Genomic DNA, 25,083 nt, shown 5'->3' on the forward strand with positions numbered 1-25,083 from the left:
TTGTTCGACTAATCAACCAGAAACGGCTTAGATGGATGGCCGGGAACGGGTGCTTCGATGAGTTCCTGTCCGCCCGATGCATACCATAACTGCCTTAAAACGATACGTAGCATGTACACCAGTATACCCAGCTCGACGCACTGAAACAGGTAATCGATCCACTCGGAAGGTCGGTCGATCAGCGACCAGCCATTGTACAACTCCTGATTATTATAGATAACGGATAAAATGGGTTGTGCGACGGCCAGAAAATTCAGCAGTGTGAACGCAATCCACACCTTCGGGCGATCATTCACCGACAGAACGACAAAGACGAGCGGCAAGGCATACGTAAACAGATAATAACCCGGTGAGCTTGGTAGGCACACCATAAACAGATTAAACGTAAATACGTACAGTAAAGGCATCAAGCGTCGGTAGCCCAGCGCCCGGTACTGATGCCCGATTAATGAAGCGCCCCCAATGGTCAGGATCAAACCGCACCAGTTCAGGTAGGTGAGCGGAACCTGATCAAAGTAATTTCCGAACAGGGGACGTAACACGCTCACGGCATTGGGCGTCATCGGTAAGGACGAATGCTGGATAGGCATCAGGAAATCCATGCCGACCAGTCCATACAGAATGGCCAGGCTGGGGATCCCCACCAGCAAAAGGCCCGCTACGTATTGAAGCCGGTTCGGCACAATAAAGAACAGCGGAATCAGGAGCACCACCAACATGAATTTAATGGTCAGCATGCCGATTCCCCAGATGATGCCCGCCCACAGACTAAATCGCCGACTTTCGGGTAGAGCCAGCACAATTAAACCAAAACCCCACATCCACAGATCCTCTTCACTGCTGAGAATCATGGCCACGAAAGGCAGAGGCAGCAGGTAATACAGCACAAACCAGACGATGCCGCCATCAACTCGATCGTTGTAATAGCGTAAGGTTGCCCGAGCCACAATAAACTCGGCCAGCGCCATCAGGAGAACAATGGATTTAGCACTATACCAGATAAACAAGGGCAGACTGATCAGATAACCGAACAACGGAGCGTGGTACGACAGAAAGTCTCGATACACCAGTTTGCCCTGCATAGCCGCGATGGCTTTGCGGTAAAAGAAATCGACATCGCTGCGTGGATCCTGATTTAATACCATATATACCACAACGAACGGTACTATACGCAGGGCTACAAACGTCAGGTATACCGTAGCGGTTTCGTGGCGGGTCAGTAACGGCTTCAACCGTTCACGATTGAAATAAGCCAACAGGGCAACTATTGCTAAACCGGCTGCAATAATTACTTTGACCAAAGAGGTAGTCTCTAATGAAATCATATAAGTCTGGCAATAGAATTAGGCGTTAAAGGAATTTTCTCCCTGGTTTTATCTTTGTTCGACTGCCCGGCAGGAACACAGTATAACTTAAGAAACAGTTACAAAGGCCGTGCCTAATATTCCGGGATGGCACTATCCTACAGCAATAGTATATAAAATCTTATAATTTCTCTTCTTGTCGTGAATAAGACCTGTCCGGGCCGTAGGCAGATTGCCGCTGCTGCTTCCGGATAATCTCCCGCACAACGTATAAAGGCCGACCTTTCGTCTGAAAAAAGATACGCAACACATACTCCCCGATCATACCCAGCGCGATCAACTGAACACCACTGAACAGAATAATGACGAACAGAAGTGCGGTAAAACCCTGCGGAACATCGCCGTAAACGTATTTTTTTATCAGCGTCTGAATAAGATAAAGAACAGATACACCAATTGTGATCATGCCCAACCGGGTAACCAGTTTGATGGGGTACTCACTAAAATTAAAAATACCGTTATACGCCAGCTGGCGCAGCATTTTAAAGGAATACTTCGGCGCTCCGGCTACGCGGGCATCGCGTTCATACTCCACCCCAATCTGCTGAAAGCCAATCCAACTCCGCATCCCCCGAATAAAGCGGCTCTCCTCCGGCATCTGATTCAAAACATCGGCCACCCGTCGGCTGATCAGCGAAAAATCCCCGCTGTCTAAGGGAATGTCGACGTAGGAGATTGACCGCATAAATCGGTAAAAGGCCGAATAAGCCAGCCGTTTAAAAAAGCTTTCTTTCCGCTTTTTCCGAACGGCATACACAACGTCATACCCTTCTTTATACTTTTCGTAGAACTCCGTCAGCAGTTCGGGCGGGTCCTGCAAATCACCGTCAATGATAAACAAGGCCTCACTGCCTCTGGCGGCTGCCATACCGGCGGTTAACGCCGTTTGATGGCCGTAATTCCTCGACAGAAAAACGCAATGATACCGGCCATCCGCCAAGGCGAGTTGCTGCATTAATGCGGCCGTGTTGTCGCGGCTGCCATCATCAACAAGCACAACTTCAATCGATAGGGACGTTGACTCCATCACAGCGTTCAACCGCTTTACCAGGTGCGGGAACGAGTCTGTTTCGTTGTACAGTGGAGCAACAATGGAAATCTGCGGGTCTGACAAAGGCGTAACAAAGGACGATTCTCTGCCCGCAAAAGTACGTCTTTTTGCATCTTGGCCCGCACTCACCGGCCGTTTCTCAAGGAATCGTTATTGTCTGGTTACTGAACCGCACAGGTTGTTCGGCAGATGGAATGAATAAACCGACCCGATACGCACCCGGTGCCAGCAGGCTGTTCACCACTTCGGCCCGCACATTTTCCGGGGACTGGTTCAACCAAAAAGCCTTCATTGCAAACGGCAATTCGGACACGTATAAGTACGAGCGCTGCGGAGATTGCACCACTACCGCCGACGGCCCATTTACTGACAGTGCAGTGGGTGGCACCGTCTCGGCAATATAGCTATAGCCTCCGCCCGACACGTTGACATGAACAAGAGAATCAGCACCGCCGGGCTGGGTCGGCGGACGTAATATCGACTCAAAGGGCGTGTAATAGGCAGCGGGATACTGGTATATTCCTCGTTTAACCGCTTCGGTCATCGCACGGTTAGCCAAATCCGCGAAAGGCGTTCCCCAGGTCGGTCCTAAGCCAGTTCCATTGTGTTTCTGGTTGAATGCGCTTGTCAACAACACCTGCTTGCGGTAAGCCACTTTCGGCCAGCGGATAAAATAGGAGATACCAAAAATGGCGATACCAACCAGAATTCCGATCCTGACCCAGCGGTTCAGAGCCTCACTCCGACGATATTCACTTAGTAGAGTCAGGTAAAGAAGTGAAATCAACAGAGCTGGGTAGATCATATAGTTACTCACGAGCATGACCGAGTACCCAAAGCGGGGCCGCAGAAAGGCCACAATGCTGGCATTCACCATCAAAAACGCGTAGCATCCGACAAAAAAATACTGCCGCTGCCGATCTGCTTTGAACCCGTTACCGGCCGAGCGCGCGTAAAGGGTATTTGACCCCAAAAAGCTAGGAAGCATGTTCCAGAGCAGTGCCAGCATGGCGGTAATCAACACCAGGCCCGCCAGTGTTGGCAGGATGCTTCGCTTAACAATGTCAGCATCCGGAAAGAAATCGAACAGGCCACCAATGAACGTAAAGAAAGCCGCGACAATCAGATACGGTTGCCGGATGAAAAACGAAAAACTGCTTTCATTGCCCTGAGGACTCTGGAAATCGTGAAAGTAAAACAGTATAGTAGAGACTCCGATGACAAGCCAGATTCCTAATCGATACCAATTCCTTTGTAACGCCAACACAACGGCTCCCGCAACCCAACCAAACAGGCCATTACTCATCGAGAGCGACGCCAGTAGCTGCAAACCGGTTGCGGCCGCAAAGCGGTTCAGGCGACCGTTGGCCAGCATGTACAGCGCCGTCAGAATCAGACAGACCACCACCTGGTGCTGCAAGCCCGTAATCGCCCAGATGCTGGTCAGGTAGTACTGCGGTTGAAGTACGAAAAAAGGAATAGGAACGAACGCCAGCAACGGCAGGTTGAGCCCTCTGAACACCCGGTAGAACAGCCAGACGATACCGAGCAGAAATAAATACCCTGCCAGAATCAGCCACCGGAAATTCACCTGCCCGGTAAAGGTGTACAGGAGCAACGTAATGAGTTTAGCCGTCAGGATTCGGTGTTCGTTGTTCGGTCGAAGCAGCCAGTCCGCTTTTTCAGACGCTGTATCGGCATCGATGTAGCCTATGATGAAGCTCAGGAACGCATCAATATCATCCATCCAGGGCACATTTACGGCGTTGGTTACGACTAGCAGGCTGAAGCAAACGATGGGCAGAGCAACCAGCGCAACCGCCCCCCAACCTGATTTAACCGACATAGACGTTCTATACGTGGGCGTCCTTAATGAATTCATAGGTTCCGGTACTTACGTTGAATTCGGTATAGTTCATACCACATTTTAAATACATAGGTAGAGCTCAGGCGCGAGTCGCTTTGCTCGATCCACTGCTGCAGGGGCCGCTCCGCCACGCGTTCCAGGATCGTAGGCCGGCCGTGCTGCTCAATCAGCCGGGCCAGCAGTTCCACGTCGAATAGCCAGGGGCTGATAAACGGCTCGTTGAACAACGACAGTACGACCCGGCGACGAAACAGTTTTGCCCCGCACTGGCTGTCGTAGACGGGCAGTTTAAGAATGGTACTGATAAACGTAGCGATTACCCGCCCGACGTAGTGCCGAAATGCATTCCGCTGAATGTCAGCGCCCATACGCTTGATCCGCGATCCCATCACCAGATCGAGGCTGACATTAGCGTCAAGAACGTCGGTAAGGTCCGTGATTGCACTGAGGGGGGTAGCCAGGTCGGCATCGAGAAAACCGACGTAATCAACGGATTTCCCGGCAGCATACTGCATACCCGCGCGTACGGCCCCACCTTTACCCTGGTTACGGGCTAGCTTCAGGGCATCGATACGTTCAGGATTTTGGTTCTTCAGTCGCTCCAGAACGGCGTACGTGTTGTCCGTGCTGCCATCGTCTACGAAGCAGAAATTCACATTCGGAACCTCCCGGATGTACGCCAGAAATAGATCAGCGGGCAGCCGGCTGGCTTCGTTATAACACGGAATAATAATACAGACAGAGGACATGTAGCGAATGATAGTTAACGGCGGGCAGTGGACGATTGAGCATCGAGTAACACGACTTTGTGGCCATAATAGCCAGCCTGGCAGCGATTCCACCAATGGTCACTGTTGGTATGGATGTCTTCGATAAACAAACTGCGTGGGTACACACTGATGGGGCTTAGCCGCAACGTATCGGAAGGCTGCAAAAGCTGCTGATGCCGCTCAGTCATCTCCCGGTCATAGGTTGCCGCGTTACCACTTAGGAGATCGCCATAAAGCTGCCGGATTGTCGGACTACCCCAGGCGCTGGCCAGTATCCATGCTCCCGCCAGCAAGAAAACGAAGGCCGGTAGCGGTTTGGGATTCGTCAGGAAGCGGCCGACCGAATTACCCCGACGTAACACCCAACCAATCAGAGTCGTTAACGTATAAAACCAGCCGACAATGAAAACCATGTAGACCAGATTTATCACCCGACTGGGCGGCACACCTAAACCATACGTAGAGGGAAATGTCAGGACGATCAACATACCGGCCAACACCACAAGCAGCAGCAACGTGGGCAGTTGAAATAAGAAACGTACCGAACTGGATCGGCTATTGAGCCGAACGGCAACGGGCAGCCAGAATACGGATAGGGGGATAATAGGTGTCTGCCAGAGCCAGGTGAACATGTATTTTGCCAGCCAGCGCAATGTAGCCACTAGTGATACGAGCACATTCCCCTGAATTTCGTTAGCGTTTAACCGAATTGAGTTACCGGGCGCACTGAACACCAACCAGGCCGACGCCACCGCTACAACCAGTAAATAGGCAAGAAAAAAGTCAACCGTTCGCTGAAAGAACAGCCGGTAAGCCGCCAGCCCTAGCAGCAGCATGGCCAGCAGCAGCAGGTTCGTTTCGCCCGATCCAACGATGGCGAACACCAGTACTCCCGCCCAGACGCTCGTCAACGTTTTGAACCAACCCGCTGGCAGGCGATACCAACGTAACAGCACGGCGACGAAATAAATCGTCAGGATAGTAGGCACGGTATAAGAGGCCACGGCCGCCGTCCAGAAGAAGGCTTCGGCAATACTTTGCAGCGCCAGAATAATGGCGAAAAACAGCAAAGCCGTAGCCGTAAGACGTCGTGTAATGGCCTGGTCGCGGAGAATTTCGCCCACGAAGGCGTACAACGCGGCAACTAATCCAGTTGCGGCTACCGCCGGAATGACCCGAAATCCATTGTACCAATTCCAGACCAACGGATTGCCGTGCACGAGCATATTGGAGAAATAGCGCCCGGTCCAGCCATCGTAGTAGTATTTCTGAGCTTGCCAGAAGCCATAACGCACGGCCGTGTCGGCAAAGCAATAATCATCGGCGGCCGAGGGATGATTGTGAACAGAGAGCACAACTAACGGTACGTACGCCACCAAAAACAAGATTCCGGCGATTACGGTCACCAGCCGGTCATCCAACATTTCTTTCATGCCAAATCACCAGCCCAGGGGCCGGCGTGAATGGTGTTAGTGCTTCAGGGAACAACAGAATCCCCTTTAGCTGTGGTTACGGCCGATTGCAGCCGCATCAGGAATGGGTAAGCCAGCACGGCCGCCAGAATCACGAGTGTTCCGGCGTAAAAGCCCGTTGTCATGCGTTCGGCATCGCCGAAGATCAGTACGGCCAGCAAAATTCCATACACTGGCTCCAAATTTACGGTTAAGATTGCCAGATACGGCGAAAATTTACGTAACAGGCGCACACCGACCGAATACGCATAGACCGTACAGACCAACGAAAGGATCAAAAGCCAGAACCACTGGATCGGTGTATTCGGTACGTATTGCACCACAGAATCAGCCGCTACGGAATCGGTAGCCTGCACCAGCAGCCACATCCCAAAAGCGCCTATCGACGCTCCCGCCATTTCATAAAACGAGATGACCAGGGCATCGTGCCGCTGGGTAAACCGGCTGTTAATAATGGTAAACAAAGATGATAGCATGGCCGAAAAGACCGCCATGGCTAGTCCGGCTACTTTGTCGAACTCAAACCGAAAGATCAGGTATAAGCCGCTCATCACGGCGACTCCCAGGAGTACCTCAATAAGCCGGATGCGCCGACGTAACAGAATGGGCTCCAGCACACTTGCCCAGAGCGAACTGGTCGCCATACCGGCGAGGCAAACCGATACGTTGGCGATACGGGCGGCTAAAAAAAACGTTACCCAATGCAGAGCGATGATCCCGCCGGTGGCGAGGAGTTTCCAGCGATCAACTGCAGGCACCGCAATCGTCTGCCTGCGAACCCTCAGCACAACGCCCATGCCCACAACCGCCAGCAGCGTACGAAACAGCACAACCGCCGAAGAGTCGAGCGGTTCGAGCAGTTTTCCCAGAATGGCCGTAAATCCCCAGATCAAGACGATAAAGTGAAGCTGGAGGTAATCGGTAAAGGCAGGCTTATTCATAAATAAAGAGCGAATCGGGTCGCCCTTTCGCTCATTAATTACCTCGGGATTGTATTGTACAACAAGACCCCGATGGCGGCAAAAATAGCGTTTGGTAACCAAACGGCCACAATTGGATTCAGATTACCGGACTCGGCGATTCCTTTGGCCAGCATAAAGAACAGCAGGTACGTAAACGCCAGAAAAAACCCAAGCGCCACCTGCCAGCCAACACCCCGCCGACTTTTCCGCGCCGACATAATTACGCCGATAATGGCGAGAATGACAATGGCGAAGGGGCGCGTATCCCGGCTGTATTTCTCCAGTAAATAGGTTTCGACACCATCGGCTCCGCGACTACGTAACAAATCGATGTGCTTATTTAGCTCGGGTAAAGTGAGCGTTTCGTACAGGTTAAAATTCGAGCTGAAATCGTCCGGTTTCAGGTTCAGCGTCGTGTCCAACCGGGTGCCGGGCGTCAGTGTTTCCTGTAGGCCGTTGATGTTCCGAATCCTGTAATCGTAAACCGCCCATTTCTTTTTCTTTGTGTCCCACTCGATCCGGTCGGCCGAGAGTTTTTGCTTGAGCTTGTTACCTTCAATACGTTCCAGAGTAAACTTATAGCCGGTGTTGCTCAGGTTGTTGTAGCTTTCCAGGTACGCATACGTATCGGGCGCAATTTTTATGTGTACGTTCCGGCCTGAATAGGTATAAGCCTCGTTGATATACTCCACCTCGAAGGCAATCCGGGTCTTATTGGCTTTGGGAATGATGTAATTGACCATGAAGTAGGTCAGCACGGCCAGCACCGAAGCCCCCATAAAATAGGGCAGCAGCAACCGCACAAAGCTCACTCCGCTGCTCAGAATGGCAATAATCTCGGTACGGGCCGCCAGCCGGGACGTCAGGAATACCGTGGCAATAAATACCATCAGCGGACTGATATAATTGGCCCAATACGGAATAAAATTCAGGTAGTAATCCCACAAGATCTTATTGGCGGGCGCATTGTGCTTATAGAAGTTGTCGACCTTTTCGGTGTAGTCGATCATCACAACAACCAGAACGATCACCAGCACCACAAAGACGTATGTCTGTAGGAACCGCTTCAGTATATACCAATCGAGTAATTTCATGTTAATGGTTTTGCGTACAGGTCACAGATGCAGCATGAGTTGCGCACCAGCTTTAGGGTCGTCGGGATACGCTGCTATCGTTACCGGTGCTTATTCACTCAGTTGACTAACAGATTTTTGGCTACTTCGTGACTAACAAACACCGCTCCGCCGTTTTCAATTTGCACGACTGCCGATTTGTCGAATGCATTAATTTGGGTCACCGTCACCGCACAGCCTAGCGTTAGGTTCGAGTGATCGAGGTGCTGAAGAAACTCCGTTGAGTGTTCCAGAACCGCCATCAGCCGCGCATTCTCGCCTTCCTGCATCTCTGATAACTTTCGATATCCGGTTTCGGGCATCAATCCCGCTGGCGTCGGTATTGGATCACCGTGCGGATCAAACTGCGGGTGGCCTAAAAACGTATCTAAGCGGGTAACCAACTCTTCCGAACGAATGTGTTCAAGTTCTTCCGCGATGGCGTGCACGGCATCCCACCCAAACCCGAGCTTTTCGACCAGAAAAACCTCCCAGAGTCGATGCCGCCGGATAATTTGCAGCGCCACCCGCTCACCTTCTTCCGTCAACCGAACCCCCTGGTACTTTTTGTAATGAATCAACTGTTTATCGGCCAGCTTCCGGAGCATATCCGTTACCGACGCGGCTTTGGTAGCCGTCATCTCGGCCAATGCATTCGTACTTACCTCGCCCGCCTGCCGCGTGGCCAGGTAATAAATGGTCTTTAGATAATTTTCCTCGGTGAACGAATGCATAGCTGGTTGCTGCTTACCGAAAACAGCAAAAAGAAGTCAAACAGTTTGCCAACAAAGGTAGTTTTTATGTTAAACTTTCTAAAAATTTAGACTAGTCTAAATTTTTATTTAAACATTCCTTACCTTTGGTTCGTTAATGGCCTAGTACGTATGGAAACAATGAATACAGCTATAAAAGGGTGGCGCCAGGAGAATCAATCAAAATCGTTGGGAGAGGTTCATGGTTCTGTCCACGTTCCCGCTAATAGTGGGTTTTTCAAAACCTTAATGGCCTATGTCGGGCCGGGCCTGATGGTTGCCGTAGGGTACATGGACCCCGGTAACTGGGCCACCGACATTGCCGGTGGGGCTCAATTTGGCTACCGACTTTTATCAGTCGTGCTAATTTCAAACCTGTTTGCCATTCTTCTTCAGCACTTGGCGTTAAAGCTCGGCATTGCCACCGGTCGCGATTTGGCCCAAGCCTGCCGCGATCATTTTAGCCGACCGGTGTCCATTATTTTTTGGCTGTTAGCCGAGATCGCCATTGCAGCTACCGATCTGGCCGAAGTTATTGGTTCAGCGATTGCCTTGAACCTGTTGTTCGGTTTGCCACTCACCGCGGGGATACTCATTACGGCCTTAGACGTCCTGCTCCTACTATACTTACAGAACAAAGGGTTTCGCGTGCTGGAACGTATCGTTGCCAGCCTGATCTTTCTGATTGTGGGTTGCTTCGGCTATGAACTACTGATTGCCAAACCAGCCCTCAATGACATTATAGATGGGTTACTACCACGTCAGGAAATCGTTACCAACCCAGGCATGCTGTACATCGCGATCGGCATTCTGGGCGCTACGGTGATGCCGCATAACCTATATCTTCATTCGAGCATCGTGCAGACTCGCAATTTCAGCCGCGACGATGCAGGTCGTCAATCAGCCATCAAGTTCGCCACGATCGACTCAACCATCTCTTTATTCCTGGCCTTTTTCATCAATGCCGCTATCCTGATGCTGGCAGCCGCTACGTTTCATACGTCAGGCAACCAAAACGTAGCGGACATTACCGACGCCCACCGCCTGCTCGATCCAATTTTGGGCGTCAAGCTGGCGGGAATTCTCTTTGCGGTAGCGTTGCTGGCCTCAGGACAGAACTCCACGCTCACAGGTACATTGGCCGGTCAGATTGTTATGGAAGGCTTTTTAAACTTACGGCTCAAACCCTGGCTACGTCGGCTCATCACGCGTCTGATCGCCATTGTCCCAGCGCTTGTTGTGGCCATCTTGTACGGCGAGAAAGGCACCAGCGATTTGTTGGTATTTAGTCAGGTGGTTCTTTCGCTACAGCTCAGTTTTGCCGTTGTACCGTTGGTTTCCTTCACCAGCGACAAACTAAAAATGGGGCGATTTGTCAACCCCACTTGGGTAAAGGCCATGGCCTGGACAGTAGCCGTCGTTATTATCGGCTTGAACACGTACCTGCTTTGGGATACCGTTCTTCATTAATACATTTATAAGGCATACAGAACAAAAGCGGGCGAGTCTACAGACTCGCCCGCTTTTGTTCTGTATGCCTTGTGCCAAGATAGTTTACGCAACGCATTATTAGCTTTTTCAAAGTATATCGAGTATATCTACTTTCAGAGTTAATAATTTAGTAATCAGACAGAACCAATTGAAAAACGAATAATAGTTCAATTTTCAATACATTAAATCCTTATTTCAAGATTAGATAAAAAATAGAAATTAGTACTATATCTATAATTTAAAAAGCTGTTTGTATTATTACGCCCGGCCAGTGTGCTCAACGGATTGAGTCCTTTTTTTCCCACACCCCGCACGTTAGTATACACTCCTTGTTCACTAGTAAACCATCTCATTATGCTTGATTTTCTACGCAGTTGGCGTCCGGATGAAGTTCGTCGCTGGGTGCTACTCAGCTTGCTTGTGCTTATAACTCCCCTGAGTTATGCACAGACCGTTATCACTGGTACAGTAACTGATGCCGCTAATGGTGATGCCCTGGCAGGAACAACCATCCAGGTAAAAGGAACCAATACCGGAGCAACGGCCGATGCCAATGGCCGCTATCAACTAACCGCACCAGTCGGCGAAAAAACGCTTGTCTTTTCCTTCATTGGTTACCAACCTCTCGAAGTAGCGGTTGGCAATCGTAGTGTAATTGATGTTCAGCTCACAGCCAACAACAACGCTTTAAGCGAGGTCGTCGTTGTTGGATATGGCGTACAGAACCGGCGCGACATTACTACGGCAATCGGCTCGGTCAAGGCGCGCGATCTGGCGAACCAGCCCGTTGCTAGTTTTGATCAGGCTCTGGCCGCCAAAATTGCCGGGGTGCAGGTGACCCAGACCTCCGGCGCTCCTGGGGCAGGCTTATCCGTCCGCGTTCGGGGAACCGGTTCAATCAGTGCTGGCAACGATCCGTTGTACGTAATTGATGGGATTCCGCTTTCGCGCGACACAAAATACGCGACCGGTAGCACCAACACACAATTTCCGGACAATCCGATCAACGTACTGAGCACAATCAATACAGACGATATTGAAAGTATTGAAGTATTAAAAGATGCGTCGGCGGCTGCCATTTATGGATCCCGAGGTTCCAATGGGGTCGTTCTGCTCACCACTAAACGCGGGAAAGAAGGCAAAACGACCATCAATTACGATTCGTTTGTAGGCGTTCAGAATGTTTCGAAGAAGATTGACATGATCAACGCGTACGAATACGCTCAGCTAAGCTACGAAGCGAAGAACAATGCGTATCTCGACCGAAACCCGACGGGTAAACCGACTGACTCGAATGACATTCGGAACAAAGGCGTTGGTGCACCGAGTACGCTGATTCAACCCGAAATCGTTCCTTACCTTTCAGGGCAGCCCGGCTTAACCAATACCGACTGGCAAGACGCTATTTTCAGGGCTGCTCCCATCCAAAACCATACGCTTTCGATCTCGGGCGGGAAAGATAACGTCAAATTTTACGTGTCAGGTAACTACCTGGATCAACGAGGAGTGGTTATCAATTCGGGCTTCAAACGCTACAGCGCCCGAGCGAATGTCGATGTGAAATCCGGTAGATTGACCGTCGGCGCTAACCTAAATCCTACCTACTCCTACCATGACCTGATTAAGGCTGAAGGACCTTATTTGGGCGAAGGCGTAGTTGGTTTAGCCCTTCAAATACCGCCTATCTTTCCGGTCTATAACGCCGACGGATCGTACAACTGGGGAGGCAATGCCTGGGGATACGGAGCTACCTCTATCCTGAACCCGGTCGCCATTGCCAATCAGGTGAGTGATAAGTTGAGTCAGTTACGTGTACTCGGTAATGCTTACGCGCAGTACGAGATTTTCAAAGGCTTATCGTACCGCCTAAACGTAGGGACCGACATCAATAGCTTTCAACGTGATTACTACCGACCGTCAACGCTCGAAATCAGAGATCGCAAAGGTCCTTCCGTGCCGACAGGCTTTTCGAGAGCGCAGAATTTTATAAACTGGTTGGTTGAAAATACCCTGAATTATAATCAATCGTTCGGCCCACACACGGTCGCGGCATTAGTAGGTTTCACCTCACAAAAAGACCGGCGGGTTGCTAATGAACTTACGGCGACCAACTTTCCCAATGACCTGGTGTACACGCTGAACGCGGGGCAGGTCTCTGCCGGGGCTTCTGATGTTCAGGAATGGTCGTTACTATCTTACCTAGGCCGAGTTCAATACGATTATAACGGAAAATACCTGCTCTCGGCCGCCATTCGGACGGATGGCTCCTCGCGCTTTGGCCGCGATAACCGTTGGGGTTACTTTCCATCGGTATCAGCGGGATGGAACCTGTCGCAGGAATCATTCTTAAAACCCGTTACGTGGTTAAGCGATTTGAAGCTACGCGCCAGCTATGGCTTAACCGGAAATTTCCAGATACCTAACTACGGATCAATCAGCTTATTAAACTATCAGAATTACATTTTAGGCCCCGAAACAGTTGTCAGTGGCCTGGCACCTGGCAATTCAGCCAATGATAGGTTAAGATGGGAGAAAACAGCCATGCTCGATGTCGGTTTCGACGTCAGTTTCTTTAGAAACAAGCTGAATTTCAGCGTCGATTATTATAATGCAAACACCTCTGACCTGCTCCTGAACGTACCGGTTCCGAGAACGTCAGGATTTAGCACGGAACTACAGAACATCGGGAAAGTAAACAACCAGGGTTTCGAGTTTACACTGGGTACCCGTCAGACGTTCGGCCGTTTCCGGTGGGACGCAAGCGCCAATATTGCGACGAACCGAAACAAAGTAATAGCCTTGGGGCCATCCGGTGATCCAATCATTGTAGCGGGTGGGGTCGCCGGTGCGCAGTTTATTACGCAGATTGGCCATCCGATTGGCGAATACTATACGATGATTTACGACGGTGTCTTTAAAAGCCAAGCCGAAATTGATGCTTATCCGCATACGTCGACAACCAAACCCGGCGATTTCCGATTCGTCGACAAGAATGGCGATGGTAAGATTGACTTCAGTAGCGACCGCACCGTAACGGGCAGCTACTTTCCAAAGTACACATTTGGGTTTACCAACAATTTCGCGTTCCGGGGTTTCGATCTGGGCATCGCTATTCAGGGCGTTCAGGGTCACAAAATTCTGAATCTGATCCGCCGGTATATTTATAACATGGAAGGAAACGGTAATCTGTTCCGGGGGGCCCTAGACCGCTGGCAATCGGCCGATAATCCGGGTAACGGATTCGTCAACCGCGCGAATCGACTCTCTACCGGATCGAACGGTGAAATTTCTACCTGGCATATTGAAGATGGCTCTTACGTACGTATTCGTACCCTTACGCTCGGCTATTCGTTGCCCAGCACATTACTACAACGGTTGCGTCTAACTCGCGCCCGCCTGTACGTTTCGGCTCAGAATCCGTTCACGTTCACCAAGTACCTCGGTTTCAATCCGGAAGTAAACAGCCGTCCTGACAGTGCCCTGTCTTCGGGCGAAGATTACGGAACCTATCCACTACCCCGTACCACTTCAGTTGGTATTAATCTTTCTTTTTAACCAGCCATGAAAAAGCTAGCTATAATTTCTGCACTGATCATCAGTCTATCGGCTTGCCAGAAAGGCTTTCTTGATTTGAAGCCCCTATCGCAACCAAACGTGGATAATTTTTATAAGACGGCTAACGATTTCGGGAATGCCGTCAACGGCGCTTATGATGCACTCCAAAGTCCAAATCAATACGGAGGGGATTACAATACGTTAGTGGAAGCCAGGGGCGATAACGTACTGGATAACGATCCGTCGTCCGGTTCGGGCTTGCGGTATAATATTGACCGGTTTATTGAACCGACGACGAATACATTACTACGCGACACCTGGGGGAGTTTGTATACAGGTATCAACCGGTGCAACCTTATTCTGGACAAGATTGACGCCGTATCGATGGATGCAACCTTGAAAGCTCGGTATAAAGGCGAAGCGCAGTTTATACGTGCCCTTTCCTATTTTAATCTAGTTCGGTTATGGGGCAAAGTGCCGCTCGTGCTGAAGGCAGGCACTACGTCAGATGCTCGCTCGTACGTCCGTAATGAAGTAACGGATATTTATGCTGCCATCGAAAACGACCTCATAGCCGCAGCGGCAGGTTTACCAGCCAGCTATACGGGTAACGACGTGGGCAGAGCTACTTCTGGCGCAGCCAAAGGACTATTGGGAAAAGTTTATGTGACGGAGAAGAAGTACGATCTGGCAGCACCTGTCCTGAGAGATCTCGTCAACGGAACTACGTATCAGTTACTTCCCAACATTGCCGATGTATTCGCCGTAACTAATAAAAATAACGCTGAACTTCTCTTCGCCGTCAAGTACAAGAAAGGCGGATCGCTTGGCGAAGGTCATGGCTCATGGTTTGGTACAAGCATTGGTGACATTATTGAACCCTCTCTACGGGCAGCGTATCCAGCAGGCGACAAACGGCTTCCTCTCACGGTGCAAGTACCGGTACCAAGCAGTATCAACGTAGTGCCCAGAAAATTCTATGATGAGCTATCAGGGACCAACGACGTAGGAAACGACTTTCCTGTATTACGCTTTGCAGACGTACTACTCTTATATGCAGAAGCATTAAACGAAGTAAATTACCAAGCTGATGGCGAAGCGTTTAAAAGCCTTAACCGCATACGGACTCGAGCAGGTGTCCCAGCCTACACAGCAGCACAACTTTCAACAAAAGAAGCGTTTCGTACGGCTGTCGTTAACGAACGACGTCTTGAACTAGCCCTGGAGAGCGATCGCTGGTTCGATCTCGTTCGAACAGGAACAGCTGTTGAGGCACTTAAAGTAACTGGCATCACTGTACCTGGTTATCGAGTGCTGTACCCGATTCCGCAGTCGGAGATTGACACGTATAATAACTCAACGAACTTCCCCCAGAATCAAGGGTATTAGCCGAGCCGGTTACACAATGAAGGACTACGTCTTAACAGCATTAAGACGTAGTCCTTTTGCGTTTGAAGCCATTTCACCTCTTTCTCCGTTCGTTCACTTCTTACCAAACCTAATTCTGGATGTGTAACTGCCTGTCAATCATGGATAGCTACATACGTAAGTAAAAGTCCCAAATTGGAAAATGCAGTCAATGGGTATGGCCTACTTAACTAACTTATGTAGATTCCATGCCATTGTTCCACTATGAGCCTTTTACCATTGCTCACTAACGATAATCGACTCAACAAACAAATAATAGTTAAGTCAGCTTTTTGGAAGTCAAAGAGACGCAGAATAGTAAGTAAATCTATACCATTTACCATTAGTCCGACCAGTAACTAAAGATGCAGTATCATAAAATAAAAAGTCATACTTAAGTTATACATATACAGCTTTCCTACATATATTCACACCATTAATTTCTGGATGTGAATTAGTATGGAACAGTCGGGCAGTGAATTCCTGCGGGGGACGTTAAAGACTATCGTTCTCAAGCTTTTAGCTGAGCAGGGACGGATGTATGGGTATGAGATTACACAATCGGTTAAAGAACGTACGCAGGGTGAGGTAACGCTGACCTTTGGTGCGTTGTACCCGGTTCTGCACAAACTTGAACAGGATGGGCTGCTAATAACCGAATCCGTTGAGGTCGACGGCCGCCTGCGTAAATATTATTCGCTCACCCCTACCGGTACCGCCACAGCCATCCGGAAAGTATCAGAATTCGAACGCTTTGTTGAGCATATGCGTAACCTTCTGCAATCCTCACCTGATGTAGCCCTCGGTAAATAACTCAACTCCATACTATCATGGAAAAGCTAAACCCGCAACAAGTAGCCCGGTTGTACGACCACCTGATCCAATTAGGTACCAGTGATTCCCTTATCAGCGAACTGCTCGATCACCTCGCCTGTGAAGTTGAGTATTACATGTGGATTGGTCTCCCGTTTGAGTCGGCTTTCGACAAGGCCTTACTCGAAGCGAACGCTGGAAGCCTGCATCAACTCCGCAAAACGTATCAGAAAGAGCTTACTCTTACCGAAACCCAACTTCGAGAGGCAACCCTGGATGACATTGTCTTTCAGTTTCGGAATAAGGCGTATGGCGCCTATGATCTACGACGTACTTACCGACAGACCTTACGAAACTCCATTATTATGACTCTGGGCATTTGCATGATGCTGATGGCCCTGGTTCACATGATTAGTCGAGGTACCTGGTCGTATTGGAGCAGTTGGGGCGCAATTTGGCTGGTTGGTTTGATCGCCGTTACGTTCGCGGGGTTCAGTTGGTATCTCCAGCATGAGCAGCAAAACGATTTTCCCGCCTATCAGTAAATACGTTTTCTTTTCAGGACTACGTTGGTAGCTATAGAATCACTTAGCTACCCGTACTACATACCAAAATCATATTGAAGTTTAGTACCAGCCAGCCGTTGGCTGAACCGAGGAATTGCGTTTCCCTCGTTCGGCCAACGGCTGTTACCTGCTTATAGGCTACTGGTAATACCGGAACTCCTGTTCCACAGACGGGACTATATGCAGGCCTGCCATACGTATTCAGGCTACTCCGCTACCCAGGTTACCCCCTCCCAAAAAACAGGCTTACTTTTTGCACGCGACGGGTATAAAAAAGAGACGACCCGTTCAAGGAACAAGCCGTCTGCTAACACACCTAATTAAACAAAACTTAGTAGGTGAGCTTGGTGGAATTATATGTACGAGTGTAAGGAGAATTTGGTTTGCTATAGAGGCATATCACGCATGAACATAGTTGTAGTGCTCCAACCACTAACCTATCATCAGGCCAACGTACTACGCCTTTTGGCAGATCATAGCTCCAACCAATTCCAGACAACCTGCTGATGCCTACGAACCAGAGTTGCAACGTCTAAAAAGCGTTCGGAATACGTAGCGTGAGATACAATCAGCACAGACCGGTATATCATTTTACCCCGTCTTTTTAAGACGTATTGTGGGTTTTGTAACTTTCCTGCAGAGCCACATCAAGGAATCTAAACATCGGCTATCTTTGCCCAGTTTTTACCCGCACGTGCAACAGTAAGGCGAAAGCCTATTATATGGAAGATAAGAAGCATTTAGACACCGTCACGGCTGCTGGCCTGCTGGTGGCAATGGGTATCATCTATGGCGATATTGGTACGTCGCCTTTATACGTGCTGAAGGCCGTCATCGGGCCTACCAAGCCTATTCAGGCAGACATGGTGCGGGGAGCGCTCTCCTGTATTTTCTGGACAATCACCCTCCAGACTACCATTAAATACGTCATCCTGGTTCTTCGGGCCGATAACAAGGGGGAAGGAGGTATTTTTTCGTTGTACGCGCTGGTACGTCGCCATGCCCGTTGGTTAACAATTCCGGCCATTATTGGAGGAAGTTCGCTGCTCGCGGATAGTATCATTACCCCACCAATTTCGGTATCTTCAGCGGTAGAAGGTCTACGAATTCTATACCCCAATATCGAGACGATTCCCATCGTTATTGCCATTCTATCGGTCCTGTTCCTGATTCAATCGTTTGGTACGGGCGTTGTCGGTACGGCGTTTGGGCCTATCATGCTCGTATGGTTTACGATGCTCGGCGTGCTGGGTATTGTCAACATTATCGGTGATTTGAGCATTCTGGCTTCCTTTAACCCTTATTATGCGTATAGTTTCCTGACTGATTATCCTGGCTCGTTCTGGTTACTAGGGGCTGTGTTCCTGTCCACAACCGGTGCCGAAGCGTTGTATTCGGATATGGGCCACTGCGGTCGGGGCAACATTCGCGCCAGCTGGGCATACGTCAAAACCTGCCTATTGTTAAACTACCTCGGTCAGGGTGCCTACGTTGAATCGCTGGCAGGTCAGGCGCTGGGTGAACGTAATCCGTTCTACGAACTGATGCCCGAATGGTTCCTGATCATTGGGATTGCCATTGCAACGGCGGCCACCATTATTGCCAGCCAGGCGATGCTGAGCGGAGCGTTTACACTCATCAGCGAAGCGATCCGGCTGAACTTCTGGCCCAAGGTCAGACTCCGCTACCCCAGCGTTCAGAAAGGTCAGCTCTACGTTCCTAGTATCAACTGGTTGCTCTTTTCGGGCTGCGTAGCCGTTGTACTGTATTTCCAGGAATCGTCGCGCATGGAAGCTGCCTATGGATTAGCGATTACGTTAACCATGCTCATGACTACGATTCTGTTCAGTTATTACATGTATTCTCACAAGTACAACGCCTGGTTAGTTTTCACCTTCCTTATTTTTTACTTAACTATAGAAGGCAGCTTCCTCGTTGCCAACCTGGTTAAGTTTCCAGTTGGTGGCTGGGTATCGGTATTGATCGCCGGACTGATGGCTGCCATTATGATTATCTGGCTACAGGCGTTCCAGATCAAACTTCGGCTGACTGAATACGTACGTATCGATCATTACATTCAGGCGATTAAAGAGCTTAGCCGCGACATCAGTATTCCGAAGTACGCTACGCACCTGGTGTTCATGAGCAACGCGGCCCGTCAGTCGGAAATCGAGTCGAAGATTATCTATTCTATCTTCCAGAAACGACCCAAACGCGCTGACATCTACTGGTTCGTCCACGTGGACACGACCGACGACCCGTATACGATGGAGTATAAGGTAAACACCATTGCTCCCGACGACGCCTATAAGGTGACCTTCAAGTTGGGCTTTCGGGTTGAGCAACGTATCAATCTGTTCTTCCGGAAGGTCATCGAAGACATGGTGAAAAATAAGGAAGTAGACATCACCAGCCGGTACGAATCGCTCAGCCGTCAGAATGTGATTGGTGACTTCCGGTTCGTGGTACTCGAAAAATTCCTGTCGTTCGAGAATGAGCTGCCGGTTCGCGAGCGGTTTATCATGAACATCTACTTCACGGTAAAAAGCTTTACGACGCCCGAAGACCGCTGGTTCGGCTTAGATAGCAGCTCGGTCAAGGTCGAAAAAGTACCGCTGGTCATTCGCCCGGTCGAAAACGTCAAACTCAAACGAATTGCCACCTAAAAGTAAGTTATACAGTTGTAGCGTTGTACAGTTATAAAGTTGGCTGCCGCGCGGAACTCTGCAACTTTATGACTATACAACTATATAACTATTATGAAATTACTTATCACCGGCGGTGCCGGATTTGTTGGCTCCTCGCTGGCCATTTCGCTTAAAAAGAACTACCCAAATTATAAGATTTTTGCGCTGGACAACCTCAAACGGCGCGGCTCTGAATTGAGTCTTTCGCGACTTAAAGCCGCGGGAATCGAGTTCCTGCACGGCGATATACGTAATAAAGAAGATTTTGATGCTCTACCCGCCGTTGATACAGTGATTGAAGCCTCCGCTGAACCTTCTGTGCTGGCTGGACTAGATGGTACGCCCGAATACCTGATTAATACAAACCTGTTCGGTACGGTAAATTGCCTGAACTATGCCTTAAAGCACAAGGCAAATTTCATTTTCCTCTCAACGAGTCGCGTTTATCCGATCAAGACGATTGAAACGCTGAACTTTGCCGAAGCTGACACCCGCTTTGTTTTAACCGACGATCAACCTGTACCGGGCGTATCCTCGAAAGGTATCGCCGAAAACTTCCCGCTAGATGGCGCTCGGTCACTTTATGGCACGACTAAACTAGCCTCGGAGCTGCTCATTCAGGAGTACAACGAGTTCTACGGTTTAAAAACGGTCATCAATCGCTGTGGTGTCATCACCGGTCCGTGGCAGATGGGTAAAGTCGATCAGGGGGTGATGGTCCTCTGGATTGCCAAACATTACTTTGAGCAGCAACTGGCATACATCGGCTACGGTGGCACCGGCAAACAAACCCGCGACATGCTCCATATCGATGATTTGTATCGTCTCATCGACTGGGAACTCCACAACCTGGATGCCGTTAACGGCGAGATTCTGAACGCAGGTGGCGGCAACGAAAGCAGTGCCTCCTTGCAGGAACTAACCAAAGTTTGTCAGGAAGTGACGGGCAAAACCATACCCATCAAAGAGGTAACCGAAAACCGTGCGGCCGACATCCGGCTTTACATCACTGACAACACCAAAGTCACTCTGCTTACCGGCTGGAAACCCGAACTCGGCATTCGCGAAATCGTGACCGACATTCACGAATGGCTTAATGAAAACCGAGCCGCCCTGGAGCCGATATTGAAATAGAAACCTCAATATGGCGCGTACTCAGGGATGAGTGCGCGCCGATTAGGTGACTGGAAAGCCAGCACGATGTCACTCTTTAGGACTCCTTCTTCAACCAGGCGTTCAGCAATTTTCAGATCTGTTCCATCATGTTGAATATGTACTTTGGCATCGGGGCGTACATCTAGATGCACAAATGGCACATACTCTCGGCGATTTTGTCCCCAACCAACCGAAAAAAGTAAATAATGCCCTCGCTCCTCGTCGATAATTACCTGAGTTTCCGAATGGGCGCTAGATGGTGTCATATTAGCGATTTCTTCAACTAACCGACGAACAAGCGCTTTATGTTGTGTTAGTCTATCCATTGAACGATGGTTTGCTGCTCTTCATCAAAAATAACCAATCTAACGTTATATCGTTTCAAAATGCCTGTAAAGAACGAATCGTCGAAAAAGTCCTCGTATACGCTAAGAGGCACTGCCAAATAAAGTTGACGATCCGGTTCATCAGCTTCTAATGCCACTTTATAAACCAAAAACTGACCTAACGCATCCTCAAATTCGTCTAAGGTTGAGGCTCCTAGAAATTTTTGATTTCAACAGCGATCTTTTGCATGCCACGCTGAGCTGCAATTAACTTCTCCGCTCCTAAATCAACGTAGCCTTTCCTACGACCTAATACGACTCGAAGCGGATCATGGGTTATCTGCCAGGAATCTTTTTCGAGAGCAGTGCGAACAACTTGATGATAAACGTCTTTGGCGGGCATACCAGATTCAGAAATTTTCCTCTAAAGTAGCTGATTTCTAATCGGCTCAATAGCTTAACTACTTTTCCTAATCATCCGCGAAATCGTCAGCAACATTCACGCGTGGCTCAATGAGAACCGAGTCGCCCTGGAGCCGATATTGAAGTAGAAACCAGACGCCGATTGCAAAGATGTAGTCGGCGTCTGGTTTCTACTTCTCTTACCAACATACTCTTTTTTACGGCCTACATTTGGTCTAAAGCAGCAAGAAGAGCTACTTATTAAAAAATTTGCAAAAACCGGGTAAAAAGATTTGGCTGAGTTCTTTTGTAAGATAAACTAGTTTGATCCTTGATACATGAATCAGTCAGATAACTCAATGTCAAATCCGAAACCGGGCGACGGCGCAACTACTTCTCGTCGGCAGTTTCTGCAAACCGGCGCTTTGGCAGCAACCAGTTTCCTTATCGTACCACGTCACGTATTGGGTGGTAAAGGGTTTATTGCCCCAAGTGATAAGCTCAACATCGCGGGCGTAGGCGTAGCCGGTAAAGGTTTTTCGGATACCAATAACGCCTTCAATAAAGGCGCCAATAACATGGTAGCCCTGTGCGATGTGGATTGGGGACGCGATCAGGTGAAGAAAAACTTTGAGCAGCATCCGAACGCGAAGCGCTACAAAGACTTCCGCGAGATGCTCGATAAGGAAGGCAAAAACATTGATGCTGTCACCGTATCGACCGCCGATCATACGCACGCGGTTGTTGCGATGGCTGCCATGCAGCGGGGCAAACACGTGTACGTGCAGAAGCCGTTGACCCATAACATCTACGAAGCCCGGATGCTGACCGAAGCAGCCCGTAAATACAAAGTGGTAACCCAGATGGGTAACCAGGGTTCGTCGAACCCGCAGCAGAAGCAAATGGTCGAATGGTTCGACAAAGGACTGGTCGGCAATGTGCATACCGTTTATCTGTGGACCAACCGTCCTGTATGGCCACAAGGTATTCCGGTACCTCAGCCAGTAGCCGAAGTACCGGCTGATCTGGATTGGGATCTGTGGCTTGGGCCCGCTCAAAAGGTAGGCTACACCCCTCAATATCACCCGTTCAAATGGCGAGGCTGGTGGAACTTTGGTGCCGGTGCGCTGGGTGATATCGGTTGCCACATCATGGACGTACCGTTCCGCGTATTAGGTCTGGGCTACCCAACCGAAGTCGAAACGAGCATCGGTCAGGTGTTCCTGAAGGACTGGACACCCGAATACATTCCGGAAGGCTGCCCACCGTCGTCACATGTGGAACTGAAATTCCCTGCGTCAGCGAAGAACAAGTCAGAGCTTAAGATGGTGTGGATGGACGGCGGTCTTCGCCCCTTCCGGCCCGATATGCTGCCTGCCAACGAACCATTCCCCGAAAACGGCGAGAACGGCGTATTCCTGGTTGGTGACAAAGGGTTGATTGCCTGTGGTATGTACGGTGATGACCCAAAACTGTACACGAAAAGCGGACAGAAAATGGAAGCCGCGCCAAAGCCGAAGAGTGACGTGCCCGAGAATGGCCACCAGGTTCTCTGGACAGAAGCCTGCAAAGCCGGATTTAACAGCAAAGAACATAAGGCACTTACGTCGTCGTTTGACTTTGCGGGTCCGCTCACCGAGTCTGTGCTGATGGGTAACCTTGCCATTCGCAGTTATACGCTACGTACGCCTAAAGCCGATGGACGTGGCTTCAACTACCCCGGTCGTAAGAAGCTGACTTGGGATGGTAAAAACATGAAAATCACGAACTTCGACGAAGCTAACCAATTCGTGTCACGTAAGTACCGCGAAGGCTGGTCGTTAACGGCGTAGTTTGCTAACTCTAATCTGTAGCTCCGACACCGCAACGGCAGACCGTTCCTGTCGGAGCTACGCAAGAAACCGCTCGAAAGGGCGGTTTCTTGTTTTCTGCCTACTTGATAACTAGAATAAACAACGGTAACGCCACCTGGTTCTGTCTGCATACTTAACAAATTGGCAGGATGAAGCGGATAATGAGTTGGCTGGGGCTGGCTGGAATTGTGTTAGCCTGCGGGGGTGAAAATACGTCGTCGAATGTACAAGCACCCGGTAGCGAAAAGTCGGGCAAAACGAAAGTGCTGGAGGCTGGCGCAGCGGCCATTCAGGATAAAACACCCATTGGTAAACTAAATATCTACCTCAACGGCTTTCACTTTTACAACGGCCAACTGAACGGCCAAATGGAAGCCCATCATTATTGCGCCAAACTCAATGAGGACGTAACGCAGTGCGTGATTTATGACGGCAACGGCGACAGCGCCAAAATCATGGGCGTTGAGTACATCATCTCCGAAAAGCTATTTAAGACCTTACCCGCCGATGAGAAAAAGCTATGGCACAGCCATCGGTACGAAGTAAAAAGCGGTGAGTTGATTGCGCCCGGCCTGCCCAAAGTGGCCGAACATGAATTGATGGAGCAGGTTGTCTCGACCTATGGTAAAACCTGGCACACCTGGCATACTGACCAGGATATTGAACTACCGTTTGGTAACCCTGCGCTGATGATGGGATTTACCAAAGACGGTCAGCTCAACCCCAAGCTCGTCCAGGATCGTGACAAGCGGTTTAACGTATCAACCGAAGAAAACCGAAAAAATAGAGCTGACATACCCGATCCGGTCCACCAGCTAGGTGCCGACTCCTGGGAAACGGGCGAAATTATTCAGCTTCCTGCGCTAACCGGCCATAAGCACAAGCACGTCAAACAAAGCAGCTTTAAAGACGAAAAGCCTCTGAAGTAGATGGCAATTGTAGTAAATAAAACAAGTGGAGTCTGTTACGTTCATCATGTAACAGACTCCACTTGTTTTATTTACTACTCCTATACTGCTGAATACATGAACTAGGCCCTTCTCACAAATAAGGAGCGAGCGATAGTGCGTAGCCGTTCGTGGGCAACATAGGCCCAGATCAGCAGCATGTACATCGAAAAGTCCTGATACGACACGGGCAGGGCCATGTTGTTGATGTAGTACTGAGTAGCGGTGAAGTCGAGCGTTGGGGTGAAGCCAACCAGATTTTCGTAGCCAAGCATGAGCGTCAAACCCAGGGCGTAGAATAAGTACTTCGGCTTCCGAAATGCCCACAGAATACCGGCTAGGGCCGTAGCGCCGAAACCAGCGTAGTGCTGCCAGGTTAATGTCAAGTTGGTGGTAGACGCCATGTAAATCGAATAGGTTTGAACGGCGGCTAGAACGCCGAGAATGAGTCCATACCCGTAAAACTCTTTTAACTGAGCACGCTGCATAAACGAATTGATTGAGTGAAGAGGATATTACGAATTATAAAAA

The 25,083-nt window shown here is 49.6% G+C and carries 19 protein-coding genes and 1 pseudogene; 9 read left to right on the plus strand and 11 right to left on the minus strand.

The window, feature by feature from the left end:
* Window positions 1-8: 8 nt before the first annotated feature.
* From ACYVIY_RS09115 to ACYVIY_RS09150, 8 genes are all read right to left on the minus strand, one after another.
* A complete protein-coding gene (locus ACYVIY_RS09115; protein ID WP_460976015.1) occupies window positions 9-1,325 on the minus strand; it encodes a hypothetical protein in 1,317 nt (438 codons plus the stop codon).
* 160 nt (window positions 1,326-1,485) lie between these two features.
* Entirely contained in the window at window positions 1,486-2,478 is a 993-nt protein-coding gene (locus tag ACYVIY_RS09120) for a glycosyltransferase family 2 protein (protein ID WP_460976016.1), read from the minus strand.
* Window positions 2,479-2,554: 76 nt separating this feature from the next.
* Window positions 2,555-4,297, minus strand: coding sequence for a hypothetical protein (locus ACYVIY_RS09125; protein WP_460976017.1), 1,743 nt, complete (start codon window positions 4,295-4,297; stop codon window positions 2,555-2,557).
* A complete protein-coding gene (locus ACYVIY_RS09130; protein WP_460976018.1) occupies window positions 4,294-5,031 on the minus strand; it encodes a dolichyl-phosphate beta-glucosyltransferase in 738 nt (245 codons plus the stop codon). The genes ACYVIY_RS09125 and ACYVIY_RS09130 overlap by 4 nt, the downstream gene beginning before the upstream one ends.
* A gap of 14 nt (window positions 5,032-5,045) precedes the next feature.
* Entirely contained in the window at window positions 5,046-6,485 is a 1,440-nt protein-coding gene (locus ACYVIY_RS09135) for a DUF6056 family protein (RefSeq protein WP_460976019.1), read from the minus strand.
* A gap of 44 nt (window positions 6,486-6,529) precedes the next feature.
* Complete coding sequence (locus ACYVIY_RS09140) at window positions 6,530-7,465, minus strand: DMT family transporter (protein WP_460976020.1); 936 nt, start codon at window positions 7,463-7,465, stop codon at window positions 6,530-6,532.
* 38 nt (window positions 7,466-7,503) lie between these two features.
* Complete coding sequence (locus ACYVIY_RS09145) at window positions 7,504-8,580, minus strand: LptF/LptG family permease (protein ID WP_460976021.1); 1,077 nt, start codon at window positions 8,578-8,580, stop codon at window positions 7,504-7,506.
* Window positions 8,581-8,678: 98 nt separating this feature from the next.
* A complete protein-coding gene (locus ACYVIY_RS09150) occupies window positions 8,679-9,332 on the minus strand; it encodes a metal-dependent transcriptional regulator (RefSeq protein WP_460976022.1) in 654 nt (217 codons plus the stop codon).
* A 150-nt stretch (window positions 9,333-9,482) separates the two neighbouring features.
* Here ACYVIY_RS09150 and ACYVIY_RS09155 point away from each other — a divergent pair, with 150 nt between their 5' ends.
* The 7 genes from ACYVIY_RS09155 to ACYVIY_RS09185 all read left to right on the plus strand — a co-directional run bounded on the left by ACYVIY_RS09155 (window position 9,483) and on the right by ACYVIY_RS09185 (window position 21,003).
* Window positions 9,483-10,820, plus strand: a complete 1,338-nt coding sequence (locus ACYVIY_RS09155) for an Nramp family divalent metal transporter (RefSeq protein ID WP_460976023.1) — start codon at window positions 9,483-9,485, stop codon at window positions 10,818-10,820.
* Between the two features lie 375 nt (window positions 10,821-11,195).
* Window positions 11,196-14,396, plus strand: coding sequence for a SusC/RagA family TonB-linked outer membrane protein (locus tag ACYVIY_RS09160; protein ID WP_460976024.1), 3,201 nt, complete (start codon window positions 11,196-11,198; stop codon window positions 14,394-14,396).
* Between the two features lie 6 nt (window positions 14,397-14,402).
* On the plus strand, window positions 14,403-15,785 hold the full coding sequence (locus tag ACYVIY_RS09165) for a RagB/SusD family nutrient uptake outer membrane protein (protein WP_460976025.1): 1,383 nt from the start codon (window positions 14,403-14,405) through the stop codon (window positions 15,783-15,785).
* A gap of 477 nt (window positions 15,786-16,262) precedes the next feature.
* Window positions 16,263-16,616: a PadR family transcriptional regulator gene (locus tag ACYVIY_RS09170; protein WP_460976026.1), complete on the plus strand. Its 354-nt coding sequence runs from the start codon at window positions 16,263-16,265 to the stop codon at window positions 16,614-16,616.
* A gap of 17 nt (window positions 16,617-16,633) precedes the next feature.
* Complete coding sequence (locus ACYVIY_RS09175) at window positions 16,634-17,161, plus strand: hypothetical protein (RefSeq protein ID WP_460976027.1); 528 nt, start codon at window positions 16,634-16,636, stop codon at window positions 17,159-17,161.
* A 743-nt stretch (window positions 17,162-17,904) separates the two neighbouring features.
* Window positions 17,905-19,848 carry a KUP/HAK/KT family potassium transporter gene (locus ACYVIY_RS09180; protein WP_460976028.1) on the plus strand — a complete coding sequence of 648 codons (1,944 nt, stop codon included), beginning with the start codon at window positions 17,905-17,907 and terminating at the stop codon, window positions 19,846-19,848.
* A gap of 93 nt (window positions 19,849-19,941) precedes the next feature.
* A complete protein-coding gene (locus ACYVIY_RS09185; protein WP_460976029.1) occupies window positions 19,942-21,003 on the plus strand; it encodes an NAD-dependent epimerase/dehydratase family protein in 1,062 nt (353 codons plus the stop codon).
* A gap of 5 nt (window positions 21,004-21,008) precedes the next feature.
* Here the strand turns inward: ACYVIY_RS09185 and ACYVIY_RS09190 are convergent, their stop codons facing one another.
* Entirely contained in the window at window positions 21,009-21,350 is a 342-nt protein-coding gene (locus ACYVIY_RS09190; protein WP_460976030.1) for a XisI protein, read from the minus strand.
* Window positions 21,338-21,753: pseudogene (locus tag ACYVIY_RS09195) on the minus strand (element excision factor XisH family protein). The gene ACYVIY_RS09190 and the pseudogene ACYVIY_RS09195 overlap by 13 nt, the downstream one beginning before the upstream one ends.
* A 337-nt stretch (window positions 21,754-22,090) precedes the next feature.
* Here ACYVIY_RS09195 and ACYVIY_RS09200 point away from each other — a divergent pair.
* Window positions 22,091-23,584 carry a Gfo/Idh/MocA family protein gene (locus tag ACYVIY_RS09200; RefSeq protein WP_460976031.1) on the plus strand — a complete coding sequence of 498 codons (1,494 nt, stop codon included), beginning with the start codon at window positions 22,091-22,093 and terminating at the stop codon, window positions 23,582-23,584.
* A gap of 170 nt (window positions 23,585-23,754) precedes the next feature.
* Entirely contained in the window at window positions 23,755-24,534 is a 780-nt protein-coding gene (locus ACYVIY_RS09205; protein ID WP_460976032.1) for an OBAP family protein, read from the plus strand.
* Between the two features lie 101 nt (window positions 24,535-24,635).
* Here ACYVIY_RS09205 and ACYVIY_RS09210 read toward each other — a convergent pair whose 3' ends face one another.
* Window positions 24,636-25,040: a hypothetical protein gene (locus ACYVIY_RS09210; protein WP_460976033.1), complete on the minus strand. Its 405-nt coding sequence runs from the start codon at window positions 25,038-25,040 to the stop codon at window positions 24,636-24,638.
* Window positions 25,041-25,083: the final 43 nt, after the last annotated feature.

Source organism: Spirosoma knui (assembly GCF_054780635.1).